The organism is Streptomyces sp. NPDC032198, assembly GCF_040636975.1.
Taxonomy (GTDB): domain Bacteria; phylum Actinomycetota; class Actinomycetes; order Streptomycetales; family Streptomycetaceae; genus Streptomyces.
Genome location: NZ_JBEZVL010000001.1, coordinates 856110 through 874733, shown reverse-complemented (window position 1 = coordinate 874733; position 18624 = coordinate 856110). Strand labels below are relative to the sequence as shown.

At 72.3% G+C, this 18624-nt stretch carries 18 protein-coding genes; 5 read left to right on the top strand and 13 right to left on the bottom strand.

The window, feature by feature from the left end; all coding sequences use genetic code 11:
- Positions 1–48 precede the first annotated feature (48 nt).
- Together AB0E78_RS04095 and AB0E78_RS04090 are read right to left on the bottom strand one after the other, a co-directional pair.
- On the bottom strand, positions 49–414 hold the full coding sequence (locus AB0E78_RS04095) for a hypothetical protein (protein WP_361827910.1): 366 nt from the start codon (positions 412–414) through the stop codon (positions 49–51).
- 10 nt (positions 415–424) lie between these two features.
- Positions 425–2272, bottom strand: a complete 1848-nt coding sequence (locus tag AB0E78_RS04090) for an APC family permease (protein WP_361827908.1) — start codon at positions 2270–2272, stop codon at positions 425–427.
- Between the two features lie 232 nt (positions 2273–2504).
- On the opposite strand from AB0E78_RS04090, the gene AB0E78_RS04085 reads away from it, so the two are divergent.
- Complete coding sequence (locus AB0E78_RS04085) at positions 2505–3074, top strand: hypothetical protein (protein WP_361827906.1); 570 nt, start codon at positions 2505–2507, stop codon at positions 3072–3074.
- Positions 3075–3266: 192 nt separating this feature from the next.
- Here AB0E78_RS04085 and AB0E78_RS04080 read toward each other — a convergent pair whose 3' ends face one another.
- From AB0E78_RS04080 to AB0E78_RS04055, 6 genes are all read right to left on the bottom strand, one after another.
- Entirely contained in the window at positions 3267–4205 is a 939-nt protein-coding gene (locus AB0E78_RS04080; RefSeq protein WP_361827904.1) for an oxidoreductase, read from the bottom strand.
- An 81-nt stretch (positions 4206–4286) separates the two neighbouring features.
- Positions 4287–5081 carry a glucose 1-dehydrogenase gene (locus AB0E78_RS04075; RefSeq protein ID WP_361827901.1) on the bottom strand — a complete coding sequence of 265 codons (795 nt, stop codon included), beginning with the start codon at positions 5079–5081 and terminating at the stop codon, positions 4287–4289.
- Between the two features lie 103 nt (positions 5082–5184).
- On the bottom strand, positions 5185–5769 hold the full coding sequence (locus tag AB0E78_RS04070) for a helix-turn-helix domain-containing protein (protein WP_361827899.1): 585 nt from the start codon (positions 5767–5769) through the stop codon (positions 5185–5187).
- Positions 5770–5818: 49 nt separating this feature from the next.
- Positions 5819–6142 (bottom strand): nitrite reductase small subunit NirD, encoded by a 324-nt coding sequence (nirD, locus tag AB0E78_RS04065; protein ID WP_361827897.1) that lies wholly within the window; start codon positions 6140–6142, stop codon positions 5819–5821.
- A complete protein-coding gene (gene nirB / locus AB0E78_RS04060) occupies positions 6142–8748 on the bottom strand; it encodes a nitrite reductase large subunit NirB (protein WP_361827895.1) in 2607 nt (868 codons plus the stop codon). The genes nirD and nirB overlap by 1 nt, the downstream gene beginning before the upstream one ends.
- Before the next feature lies 1 nt (position 8749).
- Positions 8750–10006, bottom strand: coding sequence for an FAD-dependent oxidoreductase (locus tag AB0E78_RS04055; RefSeq protein ID WP_361827892.1), 1257 nt, complete (start codon positions 10004–10006; stop codon positions 8750–8752).
- 471 nt (positions 10007–10477) lie between these two features.
- On the opposite strand from AB0E78_RS04055, the gene AB0E78_RS04050 reads away from it, so the two are divergent.
- The 3 genes from AB0E78_RS04050 to AB0E78_RS04040 all read left to right on the top strand — a co-directional run bounded on the left by AB0E78_RS04050 (position 10478) and on the right by AB0E78_RS04040 (position 13006).
- Positions 10478–11920: a ferredoxin reductase family protein gene (locus tag AB0E78_RS04050; RefSeq protein ID WP_361827890.1), complete on the top strand. Its 1443-nt coding sequence runs from the start codon at positions 10478–10480 to the stop codon at positions 11918–11920.
- An 11-nt stretch (positions 11921–11931) separates the two neighbouring features.
- Positions 11932–12123, top strand: coding sequence for a hypothetical protein (locus tag AB0E78_RS04045; protein WP_361827887.1), 192 nt, complete (start codon positions 11932–11934; stop codon positions 12121–12123).
- 100 nt (positions 12124–12223) lie between these two features.
- A complete protein-coding gene (locus tag AB0E78_RS04040; RefSeq protein ID WP_361827885.1) occupies positions 12224–13006 on the top strand; it encodes a TSUP family transporter in 783 nt (260 codons plus the stop codon).
- Between the two features lie 37 nt (positions 13007–13043).
- On the opposite strand, the gene AB0E78_RS04035 is transcribed toward AB0E78_RS04040, so the two are convergent.
- From AB0E78_RS04035 to AB0E78_RS04025, 3 genes are all read right to left on the bottom strand, one after another.
- Complete coding sequence (locus AB0E78_RS04035; protein WP_361827882.1) at positions 13044–13808, bottom strand: class F sortase; 765 nt, start codon at positions 13806–13808, stop codon at positions 13044–13046.
- A gap of 126 nt (positions 13809–13934) precedes the next feature.
- Complete coding sequence (locus AB0E78_RS04030; protein ID WP_361827880.1) at positions 13935–14486, bottom strand: hypothetical protein; 552 nt, start codon at positions 14484–14486, stop codon at positions 13935–13937.
- Between the two features lie 352 nt (positions 14487–14838).
- Positions 14839–15624 carry an aminotransferase class IV family protein gene (locus tag AB0E78_RS04025; RefSeq protein ID WP_361827877.1) on the bottom strand — a complete coding sequence of 262 codons (786 nt, stop codon included), beginning with the start codon at positions 15622–15624 and terminating at the stop codon, positions 14839–14841.
- A gap of 124 nt (positions 15625–15748) precedes the next feature.
- Here AB0E78_RS04025 and AB0E78_RS04020 point away from each other — a divergent pair, with 124 nt between their 5' ends.
- Positions 15749–16414: an NAD(P)H-dependent oxidoreductase gene (locus AB0E78_RS04020; RefSeq protein WP_361827875.1), complete on the top strand. Its 666-nt coding sequence runs from the start codon at positions 15749–15751 to the stop codon at positions 16412–16414.
- A gap of 19 nt (positions 16415–16433) precedes the next feature.
- On the opposite strand, the gene AB0E78_RS04015 is transcribed toward AB0E78_RS04020, so the two are convergent.
- A complete protein-coding gene (locus AB0E78_RS04015; protein ID WP_361827872.1) occupies positions 16434–17720 on the bottom strand; it encodes a HAMP domain-containing sensor histidine kinase in 1287 nt (428 codons plus the stop codon).
- The gene (locus AB0E78_RS04010; protein ID WP_361827869.1) at positions 17720–18523 is read right to left on the bottom strand and encodes a hypothetical protein; all 804 of its coding nucleotides are present in this window, start codon (positions 18521–18523) and stop codon (positions 17720–17722) included. The genes AB0E78_RS04015 and AB0E78_RS04010 overlap by 1 nt, the downstream gene beginning before the upstream one ends.
- Positions 18524–18624 lie beyond the last annotated feature (101 nt).

The window sequence follows — 18624 nt, the reverse complement described above, 5'->3', positions numbered from 1 at the left end:
AGTCCCCCCAGAGCTGGTCGGTGCTCTCCAGCAGGGCCTTCAGCTCCGTCAGGCGTTCGTGCCAGAACTTCTTGTACGCGGCCACCTCCGCCGCGTCCCGCAGTTTCTCGTGGCCGACGGCCACCGTCGGCCCGTGCTGCTCTGGCCCGCCTCGCGAAGGCCGCGCTCCTGTTCGTAGCCGACGGCCACGGACTGGGCGTACCAGCCGTCGGTGCCGTGCTCCTCGCGGATGTGGCGGGCGACCTCCGTGTGGTTGTGGGAGGTGCCGTCCCAGGCGTCCAGCAGCGCGAACCACTGCGTCCAGGTCTTGCCCGTCGCCTCGCGCAGGGCCTCCGCCGACAGCTTCTCCGTGATCCGCTTGCCCGCAGCCCCCGCACCGCCCCCCTTGCCCGCGTCGCCCGTGCCTCCGCTCATGGCGCCGACGCTAGGACCGCGTGCGCCCCGTCGCAAGGCGGAACCGCAGGCGGCAGATCACCGCGTCCGTGTCCCGGCGGACCGCGTGGGCGAGGACCGTGCCGCGCTGGTTCTGGAGCAGGCGCTGCCAGGCGTGGGCCGGTTCCACCTCGGGGATCAGGACGGTGACGCGGGTGGTGGGGTGGTACGTGTAGATCCTCTGTACGTACGCCGACACCGGGCGGCCGACCGAACGCGTCAGGGACGACAGCTCCACCAGGTCGATGCCCGGGTTCCACAGCTCCCAGTCGCGGCGCAGCGCCTCCGTGGCGCGGCGGTCATCGGGGTCGGGGTGGGTGACCGTGACCGCGCGCACCTCGTCGCCGAGGGACACCGCCGCGTTCAGGGCCTCGCCGGTGAGGCGGGACAGGTTCGAGACGGGGACGATGACCAGGGAGTGGTCGCGGTGCGGGGGCGCCGGGACGCGGCCCAGGCCCAGTTCGTCGCCGATCCGGCCGTAGGCGCGGTGCACGGCCTCGAAGCAGAGCACGATCGCGGGCAGCGCGAGCACGATCAGCCAGGCGCCCTCGGTGAACTTGGTGGCCGTGACGACCACCGCCGAGATGCCGGTCAGGACCGCGCCGAAGCCGTTGAGCAGGGCCTTGGCGGGCCTGCCCGCCTTGCGCCAGTGGAGCACCATTCCGGTCTGGCAGAGCGTGAAGCCGACGAAGACACCGATCGCGAAGAGCGGTACGAGCGTGTTGGTGTCGCCGCCGGAGAAGACGAGCAGCCCGGCCGACACGGCGGCAAGCGCGAGGACGCCGTGCCGGTGGACCTGGCGGTCGGCCTTCAGCGCGAAGACGTGCGGGAGGTAGTTGTCCCGGGCGAGCAGGCTCATCAGGACCGGCAGGCCGCCGAAGGAGGTGTTGGCGGAGAGGGCGAGCAGGATCATCGTGGCGAACTGCACCACGTAGAAAGCCCAGTTGTGGCCCAGTGACGCGTCCGCCAGCTGCGCGAGGACCGTGACGCCCTCCACCGGCTGGAGCCCGAAGCGGGAGATGAGGACGGACAGGCCGATGAGCATCACGCCGAGCAGCGCACCGAGCGCCACCTCCGCGTGCTGGGCGCGCCTGACGCGCGGCGCGCGGAAGGACGGCACGGCGTTGGCGATGGCCTCGACGCCGGTGAGTGCCGAGCAGCCCGAGGCGAACGCCCTGAGCAGGAGCAGCGCGCCGACGGTCGTGGCGTTGTCGGCGAGGACGGAGGCGTGGCCCCCGGCGGCGGCCGTGCTGACCGGTCCTTCGCGGAACAGGCCGACGGCGACCATGGTCAGGATCGCGCCGACGAATATCGCGGTCGGGGCGATGAAGACGCGCGCCGAGTCGACGATGCCGCGCAGATTGACGCCCGTCACGACGACGAGGACGGCCAGGCACAGCGCCACCCGGTCGCCGTACAGCTCCGGGAACGCCGAGGTGAGCGCCGCGACGCCCGCGGTGACGGCGACGGCGACGTTCAGGACGTAGTCAAGGACGAGTGAGGCCGCGGCGACCAGACCCGCGCGGCGGCCCAGGTGGGCCTTGGCCGCCGCGTAACTGCCTCCACCGTCGGGGAAGGCGGCGATCACCTGACGGTAGGAGGCGACGAGCACGGTGAGCAGCGCGGCGATCCCCAGGGTCACCGGCAGGGTGAAGCCGAGGCCGTGGGCGCCGGCCGCCGCGAGGACCAGGACGATGGCCTCGGGACCGTAGGCGACCGAGGCCATCGCGTCCAGGGAGAGCGCGGCGAGGCCCTGGAGGGCGGTCAGGCGGTGGCGGTCGCCGGGGCTACCCGGGTCCGGGGTCCTGAGGGCTTCCGGGGTCTCGGAGACGGTGGTCATGGGCGGGCCCCTCCAGGCGGGTTCGTTCGCTTGAGCGATGCCCAGCCTGGGCGGGCCCCGGACGGACCGCGTGCCCTATTGGCGGCTCCTTGGCGCGTACGGCGTGGATCTTCACGCCCCTTTGACGGGGCGCCGACCGAGGCGTCAGCGGTCCGTCAAGGGGAGCGGGGGAGGAGTATGCGGGCCGTCAACACCGATGACTCCGCGCGCAGTCCGTCCTACGGTGCCGCACATGCGACATGAGATGTACGGGGACCGGGGCGGGGACGGGGATGTGCGCGCCGGGGGTGTACGGGACGGGGACGGTGTCGTGGCCGACCGGCGCTGGGCGGCCGATGTGCGGGCCGCCGTCTTCTGCGCCCTCGCGCTCTTCGTGCTGATCGTCCTCGTCGACTGGGCGAACGGCACGTTGGGAGTGCTGCGGGGCGTGCTGTGGGCGGGGCTCTCGGCGCTGCTCTATCTGATCCTGCACCCGGTGCGGGTGACCGCGGGGCCGGGGTGGCTCGCCGTCCGGGGTCTGCTGCGGCACCGGCATGTCTGTACGGGGCTGTTGACCGCCGTGCGGCACAGCGAGGGGGTCGCGGCGCGGCTCGTGCTGTGCGACTCGCTCGGGAACCGGGTGGAGGTGGATCCCCAGGTGCTCGCGGAGAATCCGCTGCTGCTGCATCGGCTGGACGCGGGGGCCCGGGATGCGCGGGCGTGCGGCCTGCTGCGGACCGGCGCGGAGGTGCTCGGACGGCTGGTGGCCCGGCTCGACGGGGATGGGGCCAAGGGGGTCTTTGAGGTGTCGGGGCTGCGGTGAGGGGCGGCGCCGCCGGGGCGTTTACCGTCCGGTGCGAACTCCGGCCGTGGGTATCCGGTGCGAACTCCGGCCGTGCGTATCCGGTGCGCAATCCGGCCATGGGTCATGCCTTTGCCGTTCTCCGGAGCCGGTGTGCAGTTCGCCTTTTCCGGCAGGCATTTCCCGTCCTTTTCGGCGGGCATTTCCCGTCGCTCACCCCTTCAGCGCCGGATACCGCACCCCCGTCAACCCCTCCGAAGCCACCCACAGCCGCTCCGCCGCCGTGTCGTTCAGCGTCCACTTGGCCCGCCAGGACCGTCCCGGCGCCCCCTGCCAGCCCAGCACCCGAGGCCCGGTGAACGAGTCGGGGCGGACGCCCGGCGCCGTGGCCGCGTACAGCGTCGGCAGTGCGCCGGACGTCGCGGGCTGGGCCAGGACGCGGTTGCCAAGCCACATCACGCGCTCGGCGATCTTGCGCCCCTCCATCTTGGGCCCGGCGGCCTGGAGGTTCGTCTCCGCGTAGCCGGGGTGCGCCGCGGCGGCCACGACGTCGGAGCCGGCCGCCGCGAGGCGCCGCGCCAGCTCGTGGACGAAGAGGAGATTCGCCGACTTGGAGCGGCCGTAGGCGATCCAACGCCGGTAGTTGCGCTCGCTGTTGAGATCGCCCATGTCGATGTTCCCCAGGGCGTGGAACGCGCTGGAGACCGTGACGATCCTGGCCCCCGGCGTCCTGAGGAGCCGGGGCAGCAGCAGACCGGTGAGCGCGAAGTGGCCCAGGTGGTTGACGCCGAACTGCGTCTCGAAGCCGTCCGCCGTCTGCCGGTAGGGCAGCGCCATCACGCCCGCGTTGTTGACGAGGAGATCGAGGCCGCCGCCCTCGTCGTCACGCTCGTACGCCTCCGCGAACAGCCGCACCGATCCCAGGTCCGCCAGGTCGAGGCGCCTGAACTCCGCCTCAGCCGACGGCACTTCGGAACGCAGCTGCTCCAGCGCCCGCGTGCCCCGCTCCTCGCTGCGGCAGGCGAGGACCACGCGCGCGCCACGGCGGGCGAGTTCGCGTGCGGTGACATAGCCGATGCCGCTGTTGGCGCCGGTGACCACGGCGCCGCGGCCGCTCTGGTCGGGGATGTCGCTCGCGTTCCAGCCCGTCATGACACAGCTCCTCTGCTCCCTCTGCCTGGGTGCACGCCTGTTCCTACTCAAGAGTAGGTAGGGCGAGCCTAGGGCAGGGCGTCAGGCTGCGGCACCCCCGTCGATCACCAGATCCGCGCCGACCACCGAAGCCGATTCGTCCGAGGCGAGGTAGAGCACGGCCGCCGCGACCTCTTCGGTCGACGAGACGCGGCCGAGCGGCGTCGCGCCCCTCATCCGCTCGGCGCGCTCGGCCTCGCTCTCGCCCGGGCGCAGGGACATGGTGGTGTCCGAGGAGCCGGGGCTCACCGCGTTGATCCGTATGCCGTCCCCGATGTACTCGATCGCGGCGCCCTTGGTCAGTGCGGAGACGGCTGCCTTGGTGACGCCGTATCCGATGGCGCCCGGAAGGCTGGTGTGGGCGCCCAGGTTGGAGGAGATGTTGACGATCGCCCCGCCGTCCGGCTGCGTGCGCATCTGCTTCACCTCGGCCTGGAGGGCCAGCAGCACGCCGGTGACGTTGATGTCGAGCATCGTCCGCCAGTCCTTCTCCGGCAGCGCCGCGACCGGCTGCCCGGCGCGCAGGACGCCCGCGTTGTTGACGGCCACGTCCAGGGAGCCGAACCGCTCGACGGTGGCGCCGACGAGCGCCGCGAGGTCTTCGGAGCGCGAGACGTCGGCGGTGACGGCGAGCGCCGTGCCGCCCGCCTCCTCGATGAGCCCCACGGTCTCCTTGAGCGTGACCTCGGTGCGCCCGGCGACGACGACGTTCGCGCCTTCGGCGGCGAAGGCGAGCGCCATGGCACGGCCGAGGCCGGAGCCGCCGCCGGTCACGAGGGCCGTGCGGCCGGCGAAACGGGTACGTGCCGCAGAAGTCGCTGAAGTCGCTGCAGTCATGGCAGAATCCTTTTTCTTGAACGATCGGTTCAGTATGAGGACAGGAAAAAAGAAGGCCAGGGGAGGGGCCGAGCGGAAAGGCCGGTCGAGCAGTGCTCAGTGCTCAGTCGAGCAGGCTCAGCGCCTGCTCCGTCGCGTCCCGCACCCGCGCGGGGTCCTTCGACGCCTTGCCGATCACGCGCAGCCCCTGCATCAGGGTCAGCAGCATGCGCGCGAGGGCGAGCGGGTCGCGCTCCTCCGGGAGTTCACCCTGCGCCTGTGCGCGGACGAGCGCCGAGTGCAGCAGCGTTTCCATGTACTCCCAGTTGCGCTCGACGCAACGGGTGGCGGCCTCGTCGTGCGGGCCCAGTTCAGCTGCCGTGTTGGTGATGAAACAGCCGTTCAGGCGCTTCTCGTCGGAGGCCGCCTCGCCCCCGAACCGGCGCACCACCTCGCGGACGGCGGGCAGCGCGGGCCCCGGCTGCGAGAGCTCACCGAGCAGGCGCGGGTTCTGGAGCGCGGCGTACCGGTCCAGCGCCTTCAGGTACAGCTCGTGCTTGTTGCCGAACGTCGCGTAGATGCTGGCGCGCCCGATGCCCAGCTCCTCGACGAGGTCCGCCATCGACGTCGCCTCGTAGCCGCGCCGCCAGAACAGCTCTAGGGCCGACTGGAGCGCGGCGTCCGGATCGAATTCCTTGGTCCTGGCCACGAGAGGAGAGTAAGCAATACTGGAACGGTCGGTCAAGTAAAGTTTCTGGTCAGGCGAGCCGGACCCTGTGGGTCTCCACCGTCACCGAGTCGTCGTCCAGGCACCGGCCCGTCTCCAGGTCGAACCGCTGCTTCAGGAGCGGTGACGCGACGAACGGCCGGCCCGCCGCCGCGCCGAGCAGCCCGCGTGAGAGCACCGCCGCCCCCGTGAACGGATCGCGGTTGTCGATCGCGTACGCGCGGCCCGCGCGGTCGATGAAGAGCGCGGCCTGGCGGCCGTCGGGGAGCAGTGCGGCGATGCCGCGTCCAGGCGTCAGGTGCGCGCGGTCGCAGACCTCGAACCAGTCGTCTTCCAGGTGGAGTTGAATGCTCATCAGAATGCAGCACCTTCCAGGTCGCGAGGGCGGGAGCCGATGGAGAGCAGCGGCAGGTCCGGCTTGATCTGGTCCCGTTCCGGGACGAAGCTCACGGTCGGGTCCGGTACGTCCGGCGCGTTCACGAAGGACACGAACCGTGCCAGGCGCTCGGGGTCGTTGATGGTCGCGGACCACTCGTCGCGGTAGTGCGCGACATGGTCGGCCATCAGGGCCTCCAGCTCGTCGCAGAGCCCGAGCGAGTCATGGACGACCACGTCCCGTACGTGATCGAGGCCGCCCTCGATCCGCTCCAGCCACGTCGAGGTGCGCTCGAGGCGGTCCGCCGTACGGATGTAGAACATCAGGAACCGGTCGATGAGGCGCACCAGTTCGGCGTCGGACAGGTCCTGCGCGAGCAGATCCGCGTGGCGCGGGGTGGCGCCGCCATTGCCGCCCACGTAGAGGTTCCAGCCGCTCGACGTGGCGATGACGCCGAAGTCCTTGGACTGGGCCTCCGCGCATTCGCGGGCGCAGCCCGACACGGCCGACTTGAGCTTGTGCGGGGAGCGCAGGCCGCGGTAGCGCAGCTCCAGGTCGATCGCCATCCGGACCGAGTCCTGGACGCCGTAACGGCACCAGGTCTGTCCGACGCACGACTTCACCGTCCGCAGCGACTTCCCGTACGCGTGGCCCGACTCGAACCCCGCGTCCACCAACCGCGTCCAGATAAGCGGCAGTTGTTCGACGCGCGCGCCGAACATGTCGATGCGCTGGCCACCGGTGATTTTGGTGTAGAGGCCGAAGTCCCTTGCCACCTCACCGATCACGATCAGCTTGTCGGGGGTGATCTCGCCGCCGGGGATGCGCGGCACGACCGAATAGGAGCCGTTCTTCTGGAGGTTGGCGAGGAAGTGGTCGTTCGTGTCCTGGAGGGAGGCCTGCTCGCCTTCGAGCACGTAGCCGTCGGCGCCGATCGTCGGGGCCAGCGAGGCGATGATCGAACCGACCGTCGGCTTGCAGGTCTCGCAGCCCTCCGTGCCACGGGCGGACTCGCGGCCGTGGGAGTCCAGGAGCCGCCGGTAGGAGGTGATCCCCAGGGTGTGGACGATCTCGTACAGCTCCTGGCGGGTCTGGGCGAAGCAGCCGCACAGGCCCTTGTCGACCTCGACGCCCGACGCCTCCAGCTCGTCGTTGACCAGCTGGCCGAGCACCTTCACACAACTGCCGCAGCCCGTACCGGCCTTGGTGCACTTCTTCACCTCGGGCACGGTGGTGCAGCTGTGCTCGGTGACGGCGCCGCGGATCGAGCCCTTGGTGACGTTGTGGCAGGAACAGATGACCGCGGAGTCCGGCAGCGAGGACGGGCCGAGCGCCACCGGGCCACCCGCGCCCGCGGGGAGCACCAGCTGCTCGGGCGAGACCGGCGGGACGCTGCCGGTCATCGGCCGCAGCACGCCGTACGCCTCCGCGTCGCCGACCAGGACTCCGCCGAGCAGCTCGCCGCCCGAGCCGATGACCAGCTTCTTGTACGTGCCCGAGCGCGAGTCCGAGTAGACGACGTCCAGGCAGTCCGGGGTCGCGCCGTGCGCGTCACCGAAGGAGGCGACGTCCACACCGAGGAGCTTCAGCTTCGTCGACAGGTCGGCGCCGGTGAAGCTCGCCTCCTCCGTGGCGATCGCGGCGGCGACGGTCTCGGCCATCTCGTAGCCGGGCGCGACGAGTCCGTAGACCCGGCCGTCCGACGCCTGGGCGCACTCGCCGATCGCGTACACGGCCGGATCGCTGGTGCGGCACCGCTCGTCGACGGTGATGCCGCCGCGCTCACCCACCGACAGGCCGCAGTCGCGGGCGAGTTGGTCGCGGGGCCGGACTCCGGCGGAGAACACCACCAGATCGGTGGCGAGTTCACTTCCGTCCGACAGCTTCATCCCGCTGACGGCACCCTCCGTGCCGACGATCTCCTGGGTTCCGACGCCGGTGTGCACGGTCAGGCCCATGCCGGTGATGGTGCGCAGGAGGGCCGCGCCACCACCCTCGTCGACCTGTACGGGCATCAGCCGCGGCGCGAACTCCACGACGTGCGTGGCGAGTCCGAGGCCGCGCAGTGCGCCCGCCGCCTCGAGCCCGAGCAGCCCGCCGCCGACGACGGCACCCGTCGTGGCGTACGTCTTGGCGTACTCCTCGATGGCGAGCAGGTCCTCGATGGTGCGGTAGACGAAACATCCGGTGGTGTCCTTGCCCGGCACCGGCGGCACGAAGGGGAAGGAGCCGGTCGCGAGGACGAGGGTGTCGTACGCGAAGGTCTCACCGGAGCGCGAGGTGACGGTCTTCGCCTCGCGGTCGACGGCCTCGGCGGGCTCGCCGACGCGCAGGTCGATGCCGTGCTCGGCGATGAACTCCATGTCGGTGAGGGAGAGTTCGTCGGGAGTGCGGCCCGCGAAGTACGAGGTGAGCTGTACGCGGTCGTAGGCGGGCCTCGGCTCCTCGCACAGGACGACCACGCGGTGCGTGTCGGTGAGTCCGCGAGCGGCGAGGGCCTCCAGGAAGCGCTGGCCGACCATGCCGTGCCCGACCAGCACGATGGTGTGGTCGCGCGCGCCGTGGCGGGGGGTGTCCGTGGGCATCTCAGAGGCCTCCGTCGTTGGTGAGCAGGTGGAGCAGGGGGCTGCCGTCGTCGGGCAGCAGGTCGTCGGCCTCCCAGGCGCGGGCGAGCGCGCCGACGGCGGTGAGCTCGCCGAGCAGTACGCCGCCGACGAGCCGGTCGCCGCGCACGACGACCTTGCGGTACGTGCCACGGGTGGCGTCCGCGAGCTGGACGACGTCGTCGTCGGGCCGGTGCTCGGGGTCGCCGAAGGCCGCCAGGTCCAGGGGAGCGGAGCCGGGGTGTCCGTTGTGCAGGGTGAGACGGGTGAGGGCGCGGGTGCCGGAGTAGGGGCGCGCGTCCCGCGGGGAGATCAGGGCGTCCGCGAGGGCGTCGGCCTGTTCGAGCGCGGGCGCCGCCAGGCAGCGGGCCTCACCGGAGTGCTCGGCGCAGTCGCCGATGGCGCGGATGTGCGGGTCGGAGGTGCGCAGCTCGTCGTCGACGACGATGGCGCGGCGCACGTCGAGGCCCGCGGCCTGCGCGAGCCCCGTGCGGGGGCGGACGCCGCAGGCCAGGACGGTGAGGTCGGTGCCCAGTACGTAGCCGTCGGCGAGCTCCACCGACCGTACGGCCCTGCCGGCCTGCCGCACCCCGCGCACACGGCACTCGGTGTGCACCTCCACCCCGAGCTCGGTGAGATGCCGGTGGACCAGCGCGCTCGCGGCCGGGTCGAGCTGCCGCTCCATGAGGCGGTCGCCCTGCTGGGTGAGGACGACCTGGGCGCCACGGACGGCGAGTGCGCGGGCCGCCGATACGCCGAGGAGTCCGCCGCCGATGACGACGACGCGGGTGCCCGGCCCCACGGCCTCGGACAGGGCGAGGCAGTCGTCCATGGTCCGGAACGGGTGCACGCCGCGCGGCAGTTCGGCGGCGCCGGGTTCGAAGAGTCCGCGCAGGGGAGGGAGCACCGGGTTCGAGCCGGTCGCGAGGACGAGGGTGCCGTACGGGACGACGCTGCCGTCCGCGCAGTGCACGAGCCGGTCCGCGGGGTCCACGCGGACGGCGCGGGTGCGGAGGAAGTCGCCGGTGGCGGGCGGGAGTCCGATGACCTCGGGGCCGAGCCGTCCGGAGAGGACGTCGGCGAGGAGCACGCGGTTGTACGGGGCGTGGGGTTCCTCCCCGATGAGGGTGAGGGTGGTGTCGCCGGACGCCCCGAGCCGCTGGGCCAGGCGGACACCGGCCAGTCCGCTGCCGATGACCACCACGGGGGCGGTGCTGGGGCTCGGGGTGGAAGAGGTCATGTACGGCAGAGTGCGGGGGCGGTGTTACCCGGCGGCATCTTGACTGTTTCCCAGGAGGAACGCTGCCCTCAGCGGGCGCCGGGGCGGGATGTGAGGCTGCCGGGGGCGGCCCCTGGGGTGCCACTCGCCCCGCAGTCACCTCGGCCCGAACAGGCCTTTCCCGCCCACTCGCCCGATCGCCCCGCATCCGACCGTTGCCGAACAGGCCTTTCCCGCCCACTCGCCCGATCGCCCCGCATCCGACCGTTGCCGAACAGGCCTTTCCCGCCCACTCGCTCGATCGCCCCGCATCCGACCGTTGCCGAACAGGCCTTTCCCGCCCACCCGTCCGATCGCCCCGCAGCGTCATCGATCAGCCGAATACTGCCCGGGCTTAACCCCCGTTGAGCCGATCCTCAAGCCCGCCTTAAGGATCAACCATAACTCGCTGACCAGCCACTTCCACCGGCGCCCCGCGCCTAGTCTGCGGCGGTGACCACCGAGGCAGCCGAATCCCGACTCGACGCGTACCCCGCACTGTCCGCATACCTGCGGCAGACGGAGGGGCCGCCGATCCCGCAGACGGCCCCCCAGACGGCCCCCCAGACCGCCGCCACCCCCGTCCCCCCGATCCGCCTCACCCCCACCGCCCTGCGCACCGGCATCCTCGCCGTAGGCATCGCCGTCACCGCGCTCTGGGGCACGCAGGCCGAACCCTCGGCCCGGCTGGACGTGCTCTTCGCGACCGGTGCCCATCTCAGCGGGCTGCTCGCCGGGTACGGCGTCCTCGTCATGCTCTTCCTGATGGCCCGCGTGCCCGCGGTGGAGCACGGCGTCGGTGCCGACCGGCTCGCCCGGCTGCACGCGCTCGGCGGCCGCTACGTGCTCACCCTCTGCCTCGGCCACGCCCTGCTCGCCCTGTGCGGCTACGCCGCCCACGCCGGCACCGACCTCCTCAGCGCCACCCTCGACCTGCTCGGCTACCCGGGCCTCGCCCTCGCCGCCGTCGGCACGTCCCTGCTCATGGCCGTCGGCGTCACATCGGCGCGCGCGATGCGGCGCCGCGTCCCGCACGAGACATGGCGGGCGGTGCATCTGCTGACGTACCTCGGCGCCGCGCTCGCGTTCGTGCACCAGCTCGCGGGGCCCGACGTGGCGGGCAGCATCCTGACGGTGTGGGTGTGGTCGATGCTGCACGCCACGGTGGCGGTGCTGCTCGTCTGGTACCGCGTCGTCGTACCCGTGCGGCAGGCGCTGAAGCACAGCCTGCGCGTCATCGGCGTACGCGACGAGGGGCCCGGTGTCGTGTCGGTCGTGATGCAGGGCATCGGGCTCGACGAGCTGCGCGCCGAACCCGGACAGTTCTTCCGCTGGCGCTTCCTGCGGCGCAGGCTCTGGCACACCGCGCTGCCGTTCTCGCTCTCCGCGCCCGTGCGCGACGACACCCTGCGGATCACCGTGAAGGCCATCGGCGACCACACGCGGCGGATGCGGCGCCTGAAGCCGGGGACGCGGGTGCTCGCCACGGGGCCCTTCGGGGCGCTGACCGCTCACCGGCGTACGAGGCGGAAAGTACTGCTGCTCGCGGGCGGCGTGGGCATCACCCCGATGCGGGCACTGTTCGAGACGCTGCCGGGCGGGTCCGGGGACATCACGCTCCTCTACCGGGCGGGCAGCGCGGAGCAGCTCGTGCTGCGGGAGGAGCTGGAGGAGATCGCCCGGGGCCGGGGAGCGGGGCTGCACTATCTGCTCGGGCGGTCCGACGCCTCCTTCGACCCGCTCGCCCCGCAGGCCCTGCGCAATCTCGTCCCCGACCTCGCCGAGCACGACGTGTATCTGTGCGGACCCCCGGGGATGGCCGCTTCGGCCACCACCGCGCTCGTACGGGCCGGGGTGCCCCAGGAGCGCATCCACGCCGAGTGCTTCACCTTCTGAGAGGGGCTGACATGGGACGTCACCGCAAACCCGTGGGCCCGGTCCTCGGCCCGACACTTCAGGCGCGCCGCAAGCTGGCGACGGGCCTCGCCGGTGCGAGCGCGCTGGTCGCCACCGTCCTCGCCCTCACCGTCGACCCGGCGGCGCCGCCCGCGCCCGACCGCACCCCGGCCGGGGCCCCGGCACCTCAGGCGGCGCCGTAGGGGCGACGAAGACCTCCGCCGGAACCCGAAACCTCTGAAGACCCTCAACTCTCCCGGAATTCGTGGACGGCGTGATCGCCCGCTCCATAAGGTCGCGATCATGCCCGACATATCCCTGACCACCGTCGTCGTCCTCTGCATGGCCGCCCTAGCGGCCGGCTGGATCGACGCCGTGGTCGGCGGGGGCGGCCTCCTGCTGCTGCCCGCGCTGCTGCTCGGGCTGCCGGGTTCGACCCCGGCGGCTCACGCCCTGGGGACGAACAAGGCCGTCGCCATCGTCGGGACGACCGGCGCCGCGGTGACGTATGTCAGGAAGACACCCGTCGACGTGCCCACCGCCGTACGGATCGGGCTCGCCGCGCTCGCCGGGTCCATGGGCGGCGCCTTCTTCGCCGCCGGGATGAGCACGGAGGTGCTCAAGCCCGTGATCATGGTGGTGCTGCTCGGCGTCGGGGCCTTCGTCATCTTCAGGCCCGCGTTCGGCACCGCGCCCTCCGCCCGGCCGGCGTCGCCGAAGCGCATCCTCGCCGCCATCGGCCTCGCGGGTCTCGGCATCGGGTTCTACGACGGGCTCATCGGGCCCGGCACCGGCACGTTCCTGGTGCTCTCGCTGACCGCCGTGCTCCATCTCGACCTGGTGTCCGCCTCCGCCACCGCCAAGATCGTCAACTGCTGCACCAACGCGGGCGCCCTCGCGATGTTCGCCTGGCAGGGCGCGGTCCTGTGGCAACTGGCCGCACTGATGGCCGTCTTCAACCTCGCGGGCGGCATGTTCGGCGCACACACCGCGCTGAAGAAGGGCAGCGGCTTCGTCCGGATCGTGCTGCTCACCACCGTCTTCGCGCTCGTGGCGAAGATGGCGTACGAGCAGTGGATCGCCTAGGACATCGCCTCGCCCAGGACGGCGCCTCGCCGGAGGGTCAGCGCACGCTCGTCAGGTGGGCGAACACCACGACGTTGCCCTGATAGCCGGTCTTCCGCGAGTAGTTGCCGCCGCAGGTGATCACCCGCAGCTCCGGCCGGTCCGCGGCCCCGTACACCTTGTCGTCCGGGAAGTTCTTGGCGTCGTAGACCTCGTTCGCGTCGACCGTGAACACCGCGACGCTGCCGTCCCTGCGCTCGACCTCGATGGTGCGGCCCCTGGTCAGGCGCCCCAGGTCGTAGAAGACGGAAGGGCCTTCGGCGTTGTCGACGTGCCCCGCCACGATGGCCGTGCCGCTCTCGCCGGGCGTCGTCCCCGACTCGTACCAGCCCGCCAGGTTCGTCTTCTTCGGCGGCGGTACGTCGAGGCTGCCCTGCCGCGTGAGGCCGAGCCCCATGAGCGGCGCGTCGACCCGGATCGCGGGGATACGGATGCGGTCGGGCGGGGACGGCGGGAGCGCGGCGGAGGTCTGCGCGCGGCCGGACGGGGGGTGCGCCGACGCGGCCTGCTCGGCGGACGGCTGGGGCGGCGGGTGCGACTCGGTGCCGTTGTGCAGCAGCCAGGCCCCCGAGCACAGGGCCAGGACGGTGACCGCTCCTATGGCGGAGTTGAGGATCCGTCGGCCGGGCCGCTTCCCACCGGCTCGCTGCCCACCGGCTCGCTGCCCACCGGGCCGCTTCCCGCCCGGCCTCTTTCCGCCCGGCTTCTTCTCCCCGGGGTCCGTCTGCCCGGGGTTCGTCTGCCCGGTGTTCTTCCTGCGCATCACTCGACTCGTCCCCCTCAGGGTTCGGGGAGGCCGGTCCCCGCTTCCCTCTCCGGGTCCACGAGGGACAGGCGGACCCGGAGAGGGAGGGGGCTGGCGGTACCGGTGGACAGCGGAGGGTGTCCGTCAGATCCTGTCGCCTCTCGCCCGGCGATGCAGGAGCCAGGTACCGCCCGCGGCGGCGACGGCAAGCGCCGCCACACCCGCCGCGGTCTGCACGGGGTCGGGGCCGAGAGCGCCGCCGACCCCCGTCTTCACATGTCCCTTCGGGGTCACCTGCCGCTGCTCACGGGCGGCGGCGGTGGAGGTGATCGTGACGACCAGGTCGCCCGCCAGCTGCTTGCCGTCCGCGCCGGAGCCGGAGCACTTGGCGACGATCTCGTACGTGCCGGGCTGGGCCGACGGTGGCACCTTGAACCGACCGCTCGCGCTCTCCTCCTCCGCGCCCGGCGCGAGCGTGAAGGTGCCGGCGCCGACCGCGCTGGCGTCGCCCGACGCGGTGCCGCCCCTGCCGCAGGCGGCGGTGTTCACGGTGACCGTGGAGCCGGGCATGACGGTGGACGGCTGGATCTCCAGGCCTCCTCCGGCGGCGAGGGTCGCGGCGGCGGCCTGGGATGCCATGAGACCCGCCGATGCGACGGCGAGCGCGGCGGTGGTCAGCAGGCGGGCTTTGCGCATCGTGCTTGCTCCTCCGAGGGACCATCAGAGGGCACGGCCCGCGGCACCTCCAAGTGCCGCTGCGTCGGTCGAACCCCGCTCTACCGAGGTAAGTGGCACTCGGCGGCGCACGCCTCCTGAAGGCCCGTCAGAATCTCTGCGCCGGAGCGGCTTCTGACACTTCGACGGGAACATTCCAGCAGGTCACCCGGCGTGTCGCGGAGAAGTGTCCGAAGGGGGCGCGGGGCGCCTGTGAATGGGTGACCCCGGGGGCCGAGTGGGCGTGCCGCGGCGGGCGCCACACTCTCCGCCGGACGGCCCGCCCCGTGCACCTGAGGCGGACTCACCTGAGGAGGCCTCACCTGAGTCCGCCTCAGACGGTGTCCCAGGGGACGTCGGCGTAGAGACCCGCCAGTGTCGCCATCAGCTTCTCGTCGACGGCGAACTCCGTGCCGTCGATCCGCCGCACCGGCGCGATGCCCCGCGCATTGGTGACGAAGGCGGCCGTGTACGAGGAGAGGTCCGCGAGCGTGACCGGGGCCCGGCGGGTGGGAAGACCGGCGGCCGGGAGCCGCGGTTCGAGCAGCTGCATGGTGATGCCGTGCAGGCAGGGCGCGGCGGGCCAGACCACCTCCGAGCCGTCGTAGAAGCCGATGTTCGTGACGGCGCCCTCGCTGACCGTTCCGTCGGGCGCGGTGAGCAGCGCGTCGTCGAAGCCGGCCCGCCGGGCGAGCTCGCCGTGGCGGGCCTGGCCGAAGCCGCCCAGGTGCTTGATGTGCGGGAAGGGCCGCTGGTAGGGGACGGACCGCAGGGCCTGCGCGCTCTCGGACACCGTGCCGGGCTCCCGGACGGTGACCGTCACGGACGGCTCGCCCTCGGGTGCGTGGACGTGGACGCGTACGGAGGCGTCGGCGATGTCGTCCCGGAGCACGTGCCGGACGAGCTCGCGGACGTGCTCCCCGTCCAGCTCCCGGCCGAAGAGCTCGCGGGTGGCGGCGTCGAGCCGGCCCAGATGCAGCTCGAGCCCACGCGTGGCACCACCTCTGACCTGCATGGCGGTGAAGTGCCCCACGCCACCGAGCGCGGCCCACAACAGCCGGTCGGCGGTGGCGGCCTGCCCGTCGATCTCAAGGCGCTGCAGAGGCGAGGGAGTCGTCATGGGGATCACGGTACGACGCGGGGGGAGAGGTGCGGGAGGGGCGGGCGAGGCCTGCGCGCACCCCACCGAACCCGCTGCCGGAGCCGCTTGACCTCAACCATGGTTGAGCATCGAGGCTTTGGTCATGCCCCAGAACACGAATGCCGCTGATTCCACGTCCGCCTCTGCCATCTCTGTCACCTCAGCCGCCTTTGCCACCTCTGCCTCCACCCCCGCGCCCCTTCGCGTCGCCGTCATCATCGGGAGCAATCGCGAAGGACGCTTCGGGCCGATCGTCGCTGATTGGCTGCTGGGCCACATCCGGGAGCGTGCGGACTTCGAGGTGGACGTCGTCGACCTTGCCGAGTCCCGGCTGCCGACCTCGCTCTCCTTCAACCCGTCGCCCGAGACCCTCGCCGAGCTCGGCAAGGTCACCCCGAAGCTGGCCGCCGCCGATGCCTTCGTCGTGCTCACCCCGGAGTACAACCACTCGTACCCCGCGTCCCTCAAGAGCCTCATCGACTGGCACAACGCCGAATGGCAGGCCAAGCCCCTCGCCTTCGTCTCCTACGGAGGGCTCTCCGGCGGTCTGCGTGCCGTCGAGCACCTGCGTCCCGTCTTCGCCGAGCTGCACACCATGACGATTCGCGACACCGTCTCCTTCCACAACGCAGGCGGCCTCTTCGCCGACGACGGCACCCACAAGGACCCGACGGCCGCGAACGCCGCCGCCAAGTCGATGCTCGACCAGCTCCAGTGGTGGGCGTGGGCGCTGCGCAGCGCCAAGGAGGTCCGCCCGTACGGGAGCTGATGGCGCGAGCGGTGCGCGGCTAGACCCGCGGCAGGTGTACTTCCGCCACCGCGCCGCCGCTCTCCGCGTTGCGCAGCTCCACGCGCGCGCCGATCACCTGTGCCTGGCCGAACGCGATCGTCAGACCGAGGCCCGTGCCGTGCCCGCGCTCGGTGGTGCCGGTCTGGAAGCGCTGCGGGCCGTCCCTCAGGAGGTGTTCGGGGAACCCGGGGCCGTGGTCGCTGACCGTGACCACCGGCCCGGCCACCCGTACGTCGACCGGGTCGGCCCCGTGCCTGCGGGCGTTGGCGACGAGGTTGGCGATGATCCGCTCCAGGCGGCGCGCGTCGGTGCGTACGAGCGCGTCGTCGTCCGGGCCGCCCGCCGCCACGAACCGGACCGGGCAACCCGACCGCTGCACGATCCCCTCGGCGAGCGAGCCCAGCGGGTGCGCGTCCAGATCGGGTCGCTCCACCTCCGCGTCCAGCCGCGCCACTTCGAGCAGATCCTCGGTGAGGGTGCGCAGGGCGAGCACCCGGTCGCGCACGAGTTCCGTGGGGCGGCTCTGCGGCAGCAGCTCGGCCGCGGTGTACAGACCGGTCAGCGGGGTGCGCAGCTCGTGGGCGACGTCCGCGGTGAAGCGCTGCTCGGCCTCGATGCGCTGTTGCAGGGACGCCGCCATCGTGTCGACCGCGGTGGCCAGTTCGGCCACCTCGTCCTTGCCCGGCCGGCTGCCCGGCGGTCGCGGATGGTCGATACGGGCGTCCAGCTCGCCCCCGCTGATGCGGCGCGCGGTGGCCGCCGCGGTCCGCAGCTCGCGGCTGAGACGGCTGGCCAGCGCGGCGCCGCCGAGCGCCGCGAGGATGACGACGACGGCCCCCGACGCCAGCAGCTGCCGGTCGAACTCCGCCATCTCGGCGGCCTGTTCGGTCAGCGGCTCGCGGACGGAGAGCACGTGGTCGCCGACCGGGCGCGCCGCCCACACGGCGGGCTTGTCGGCGCTCATGTCAAGGTACGTGGTCCGCTGCCCGTCCAGGGCCGCGGTCCGCAGCGACGCGGGCAGATCGGGTGCGTCGAGGGCGGCGTCCATGCCCTCGTCGCCGGTGTCGACCTGCCCCGTCAGCTCGTACAGCTGGCGCACCCGCACCAACTGCGCGGTGGCCCCCGACCTGGCGCCCGCGGAGACCTGTTCGAGGCGGGCCTGGTGGACGAGGATCCCGATGGCGACGGCGACGACCGCGCAGCCGAGGGCGAGCAGCGCGGCGATCTTCCAGCGCAGGCCCAGGGAGTTGAGCGTGGCGCGGGTGCGCTGGACGAGGGTCCTCATCACTGCCCGCCCCGGCCGTCGGAAGGCTCCGTGCCGTCGGAAGGCTCCGTGCTGCCGGACGGCTCCGCGCCACGCGAAGACTCCATGCCACCCGAGGGTTTGATGCGTCCCGGCAGGTCCGGAGCCGGTTTCGTCGGCTGGGAGCCGTCGGAATCCGGTGTCTTCTTGTAGCTCTTGTTGTCGCTCACCGTGGACATCCGTACGCCGTCCCAGTGGTAGCGCACGGCCTGCTGGCCGCCGTCCGCGCACGAGCTGCGCACCAGGACGTCCTGGCCGAGCGTCTCGATGCTCACGCGCTTCCCGGCCGTGAACAGGATCGGATAGACTCGGCCGTCGCGCTCCTTGTAGACGGCGAGAACGCTCCGGCCGCTCTCCGTGTCGGCGGCCACGAGCAGCTCGGGCCGCCCGTCGCCGGTCAGGTCCGTCAGCAGCGGCGGCCTGATCCCGGCCTCCCCGGGGCGGTCGATCTCGCCGCGCTCGGCGAGCGGCTTCATCCGTGGATCAGCCCGCAGGACCTTGCGGAAGTCCTCCGTGCGGAGTCCGTCCTTGCCCAGCTTCGGCAGTCCCTCCAGGGCTTCCGGCGGGGGCTGGTGGGTGGCGGTGTCGGCGCCGGGCGCCTCGGACGACGTGCCGGACCAGGCGGGCCAGAGCGGTTCGGGGCGGGGCTGCACGGACACGGACGGCGCGGGCTCACCGGGGCCGAGCCCGTCCACGCTGCCGCATCCGGCCAGCACTACGGCCGCCGTGGCGGTGAAGAGGGCGGCGCGGCGCAGGGCGCGGCGGCGGGGGCAGGAAAGGTTCATGGCCCTACCGACGGTAAGAAGCCTCCATCACGGAAAACAGGAGGTTGTGTAACAGGAAGGGTCGAACGGGGGGGAAACGCGGAAATCGGGACCTTCGGCCA

What these genes read in the sequence shown, in the direction of transcription:
- AB0E78_RS04095 (WP_361827910.1), bottom strand. Translation starts at nt 414, where the DNA reads ATGAGCGGAGGCACGGGCGACGCGGGCAAGGGGGGCGGTGCGGGGGCT.
- AB0E78_RS04090 (WP_361827908.1), bottom strand. Translation starts at nt 2,272, where the DNA reads ATGACCACCGTCTCCGAGACCCCGGAAGCCCTCAGGACCCCGGACCCG.
- AB0E78_RS04085 (WP_361827906.1), top strand. Translation starts at nt 2,505, where the DNA reads ATGCGACATGAGATGTACGGGGACCGGGGCGGGGACGGGGATGTGCGC.
- AB0E78_RS04080 (WP_361827904.1), bottom strand. Translation starts at nt 4,205, where the DNA reads ATGACGGGCTGGAACGCGAGCGACATCCCCGACCAGAGCGGCCGCGGC.
- AB0E78_RS04075 (WP_361827901.1), bottom strand. Translation starts at nt 5,081, where the DNA reads ATGACTGCAGCGACTTCAGCGACTTCTGCGGCACGTACCCGTTTCGCC.
- nirD (WP_361827897.1), bottom strand. Translation starts at nt 6,142, where the DNA reads ATGAGCATTCAACTCCACCTGGAAGACGACTGGTTCGAGGTCTGCGAC.
- nirB (WP_361827895.1), bottom strand. Translation starts at nt 8,748, where the DNA reads ATGCCCACGGACACCCCCCGCCACGGCGCGCGCGACCACACCATCGTG.
- AB0E78_RS04055 (WP_361827892.1), bottom strand. Translation starts at nt 10,006, where the DNA reads ATGACCTCTTCCACCCCGAGCCCCAGCACCGCCCCCGTGGTGGTCATC.
- AB0E78_RS04045 (WP_361827887.1), top strand. Translation starts at nt 11,932, where the DNA reads ATGGGACGTCACCGCAAACCCGTGGGCCCGGTCCTCGGCCCGACACTT.
- AB0E78_RS04040 (WP_361827885.1), top strand. Translation starts at nt 12,224, where the DNA reads ATGCCCGACATATCCCTGACCACCGTCGTCGTCCTCTGCATGGCCGCC.
- AB0E78_RS04035 (WP_361827882.1), bottom strand. Translation starts at nt 13,808, where the DNA reads ATGCGCAGGAAGAACACCGGGCAGACGAACCCCGGGCAGACGGACCCC.
- AB0E78_RS04030 (WP_361827880.1), bottom strand. Translation starts at nt 14,486, where the DNA reads ATGCGCAAAGCCCGCCTGCTGACCACCGCCGCGCTCGCCGTCGCATCG.
- AB0E78_RS04025 (WP_361827877.1), bottom strand. Translation starts at nt 15,624, where the DNA reads ATGACGACTCCCTCGCCTCTGCAGCGCCTTGAGATCGACGGGCAGGCC.
- AB0E78_RS04020 (WP_361827875.1), top strand. Translation starts at nt 15,749, where the DNA reads ATGCCCCAGAACACGAATGCCGCTGATTCCACGTCCGCCTCTGCCATC.
- AB0E78_RS04015 (WP_361827872.1), bottom strand. Translation starts at nt 17,720, where the DNA reads ATGAGGACCCTCGTCCAGCGCACCCGCGCCACGCTCAACTCCCTGGGC.
- AB0E78_RS04010 (WP_361827869.1), bottom strand. Translation starts at nt 18,523, where the DNA reads ATGAACCTTTCCTGCCCCCGCCGCCGCGCCCTGCGCCGCGCCGCCCTC.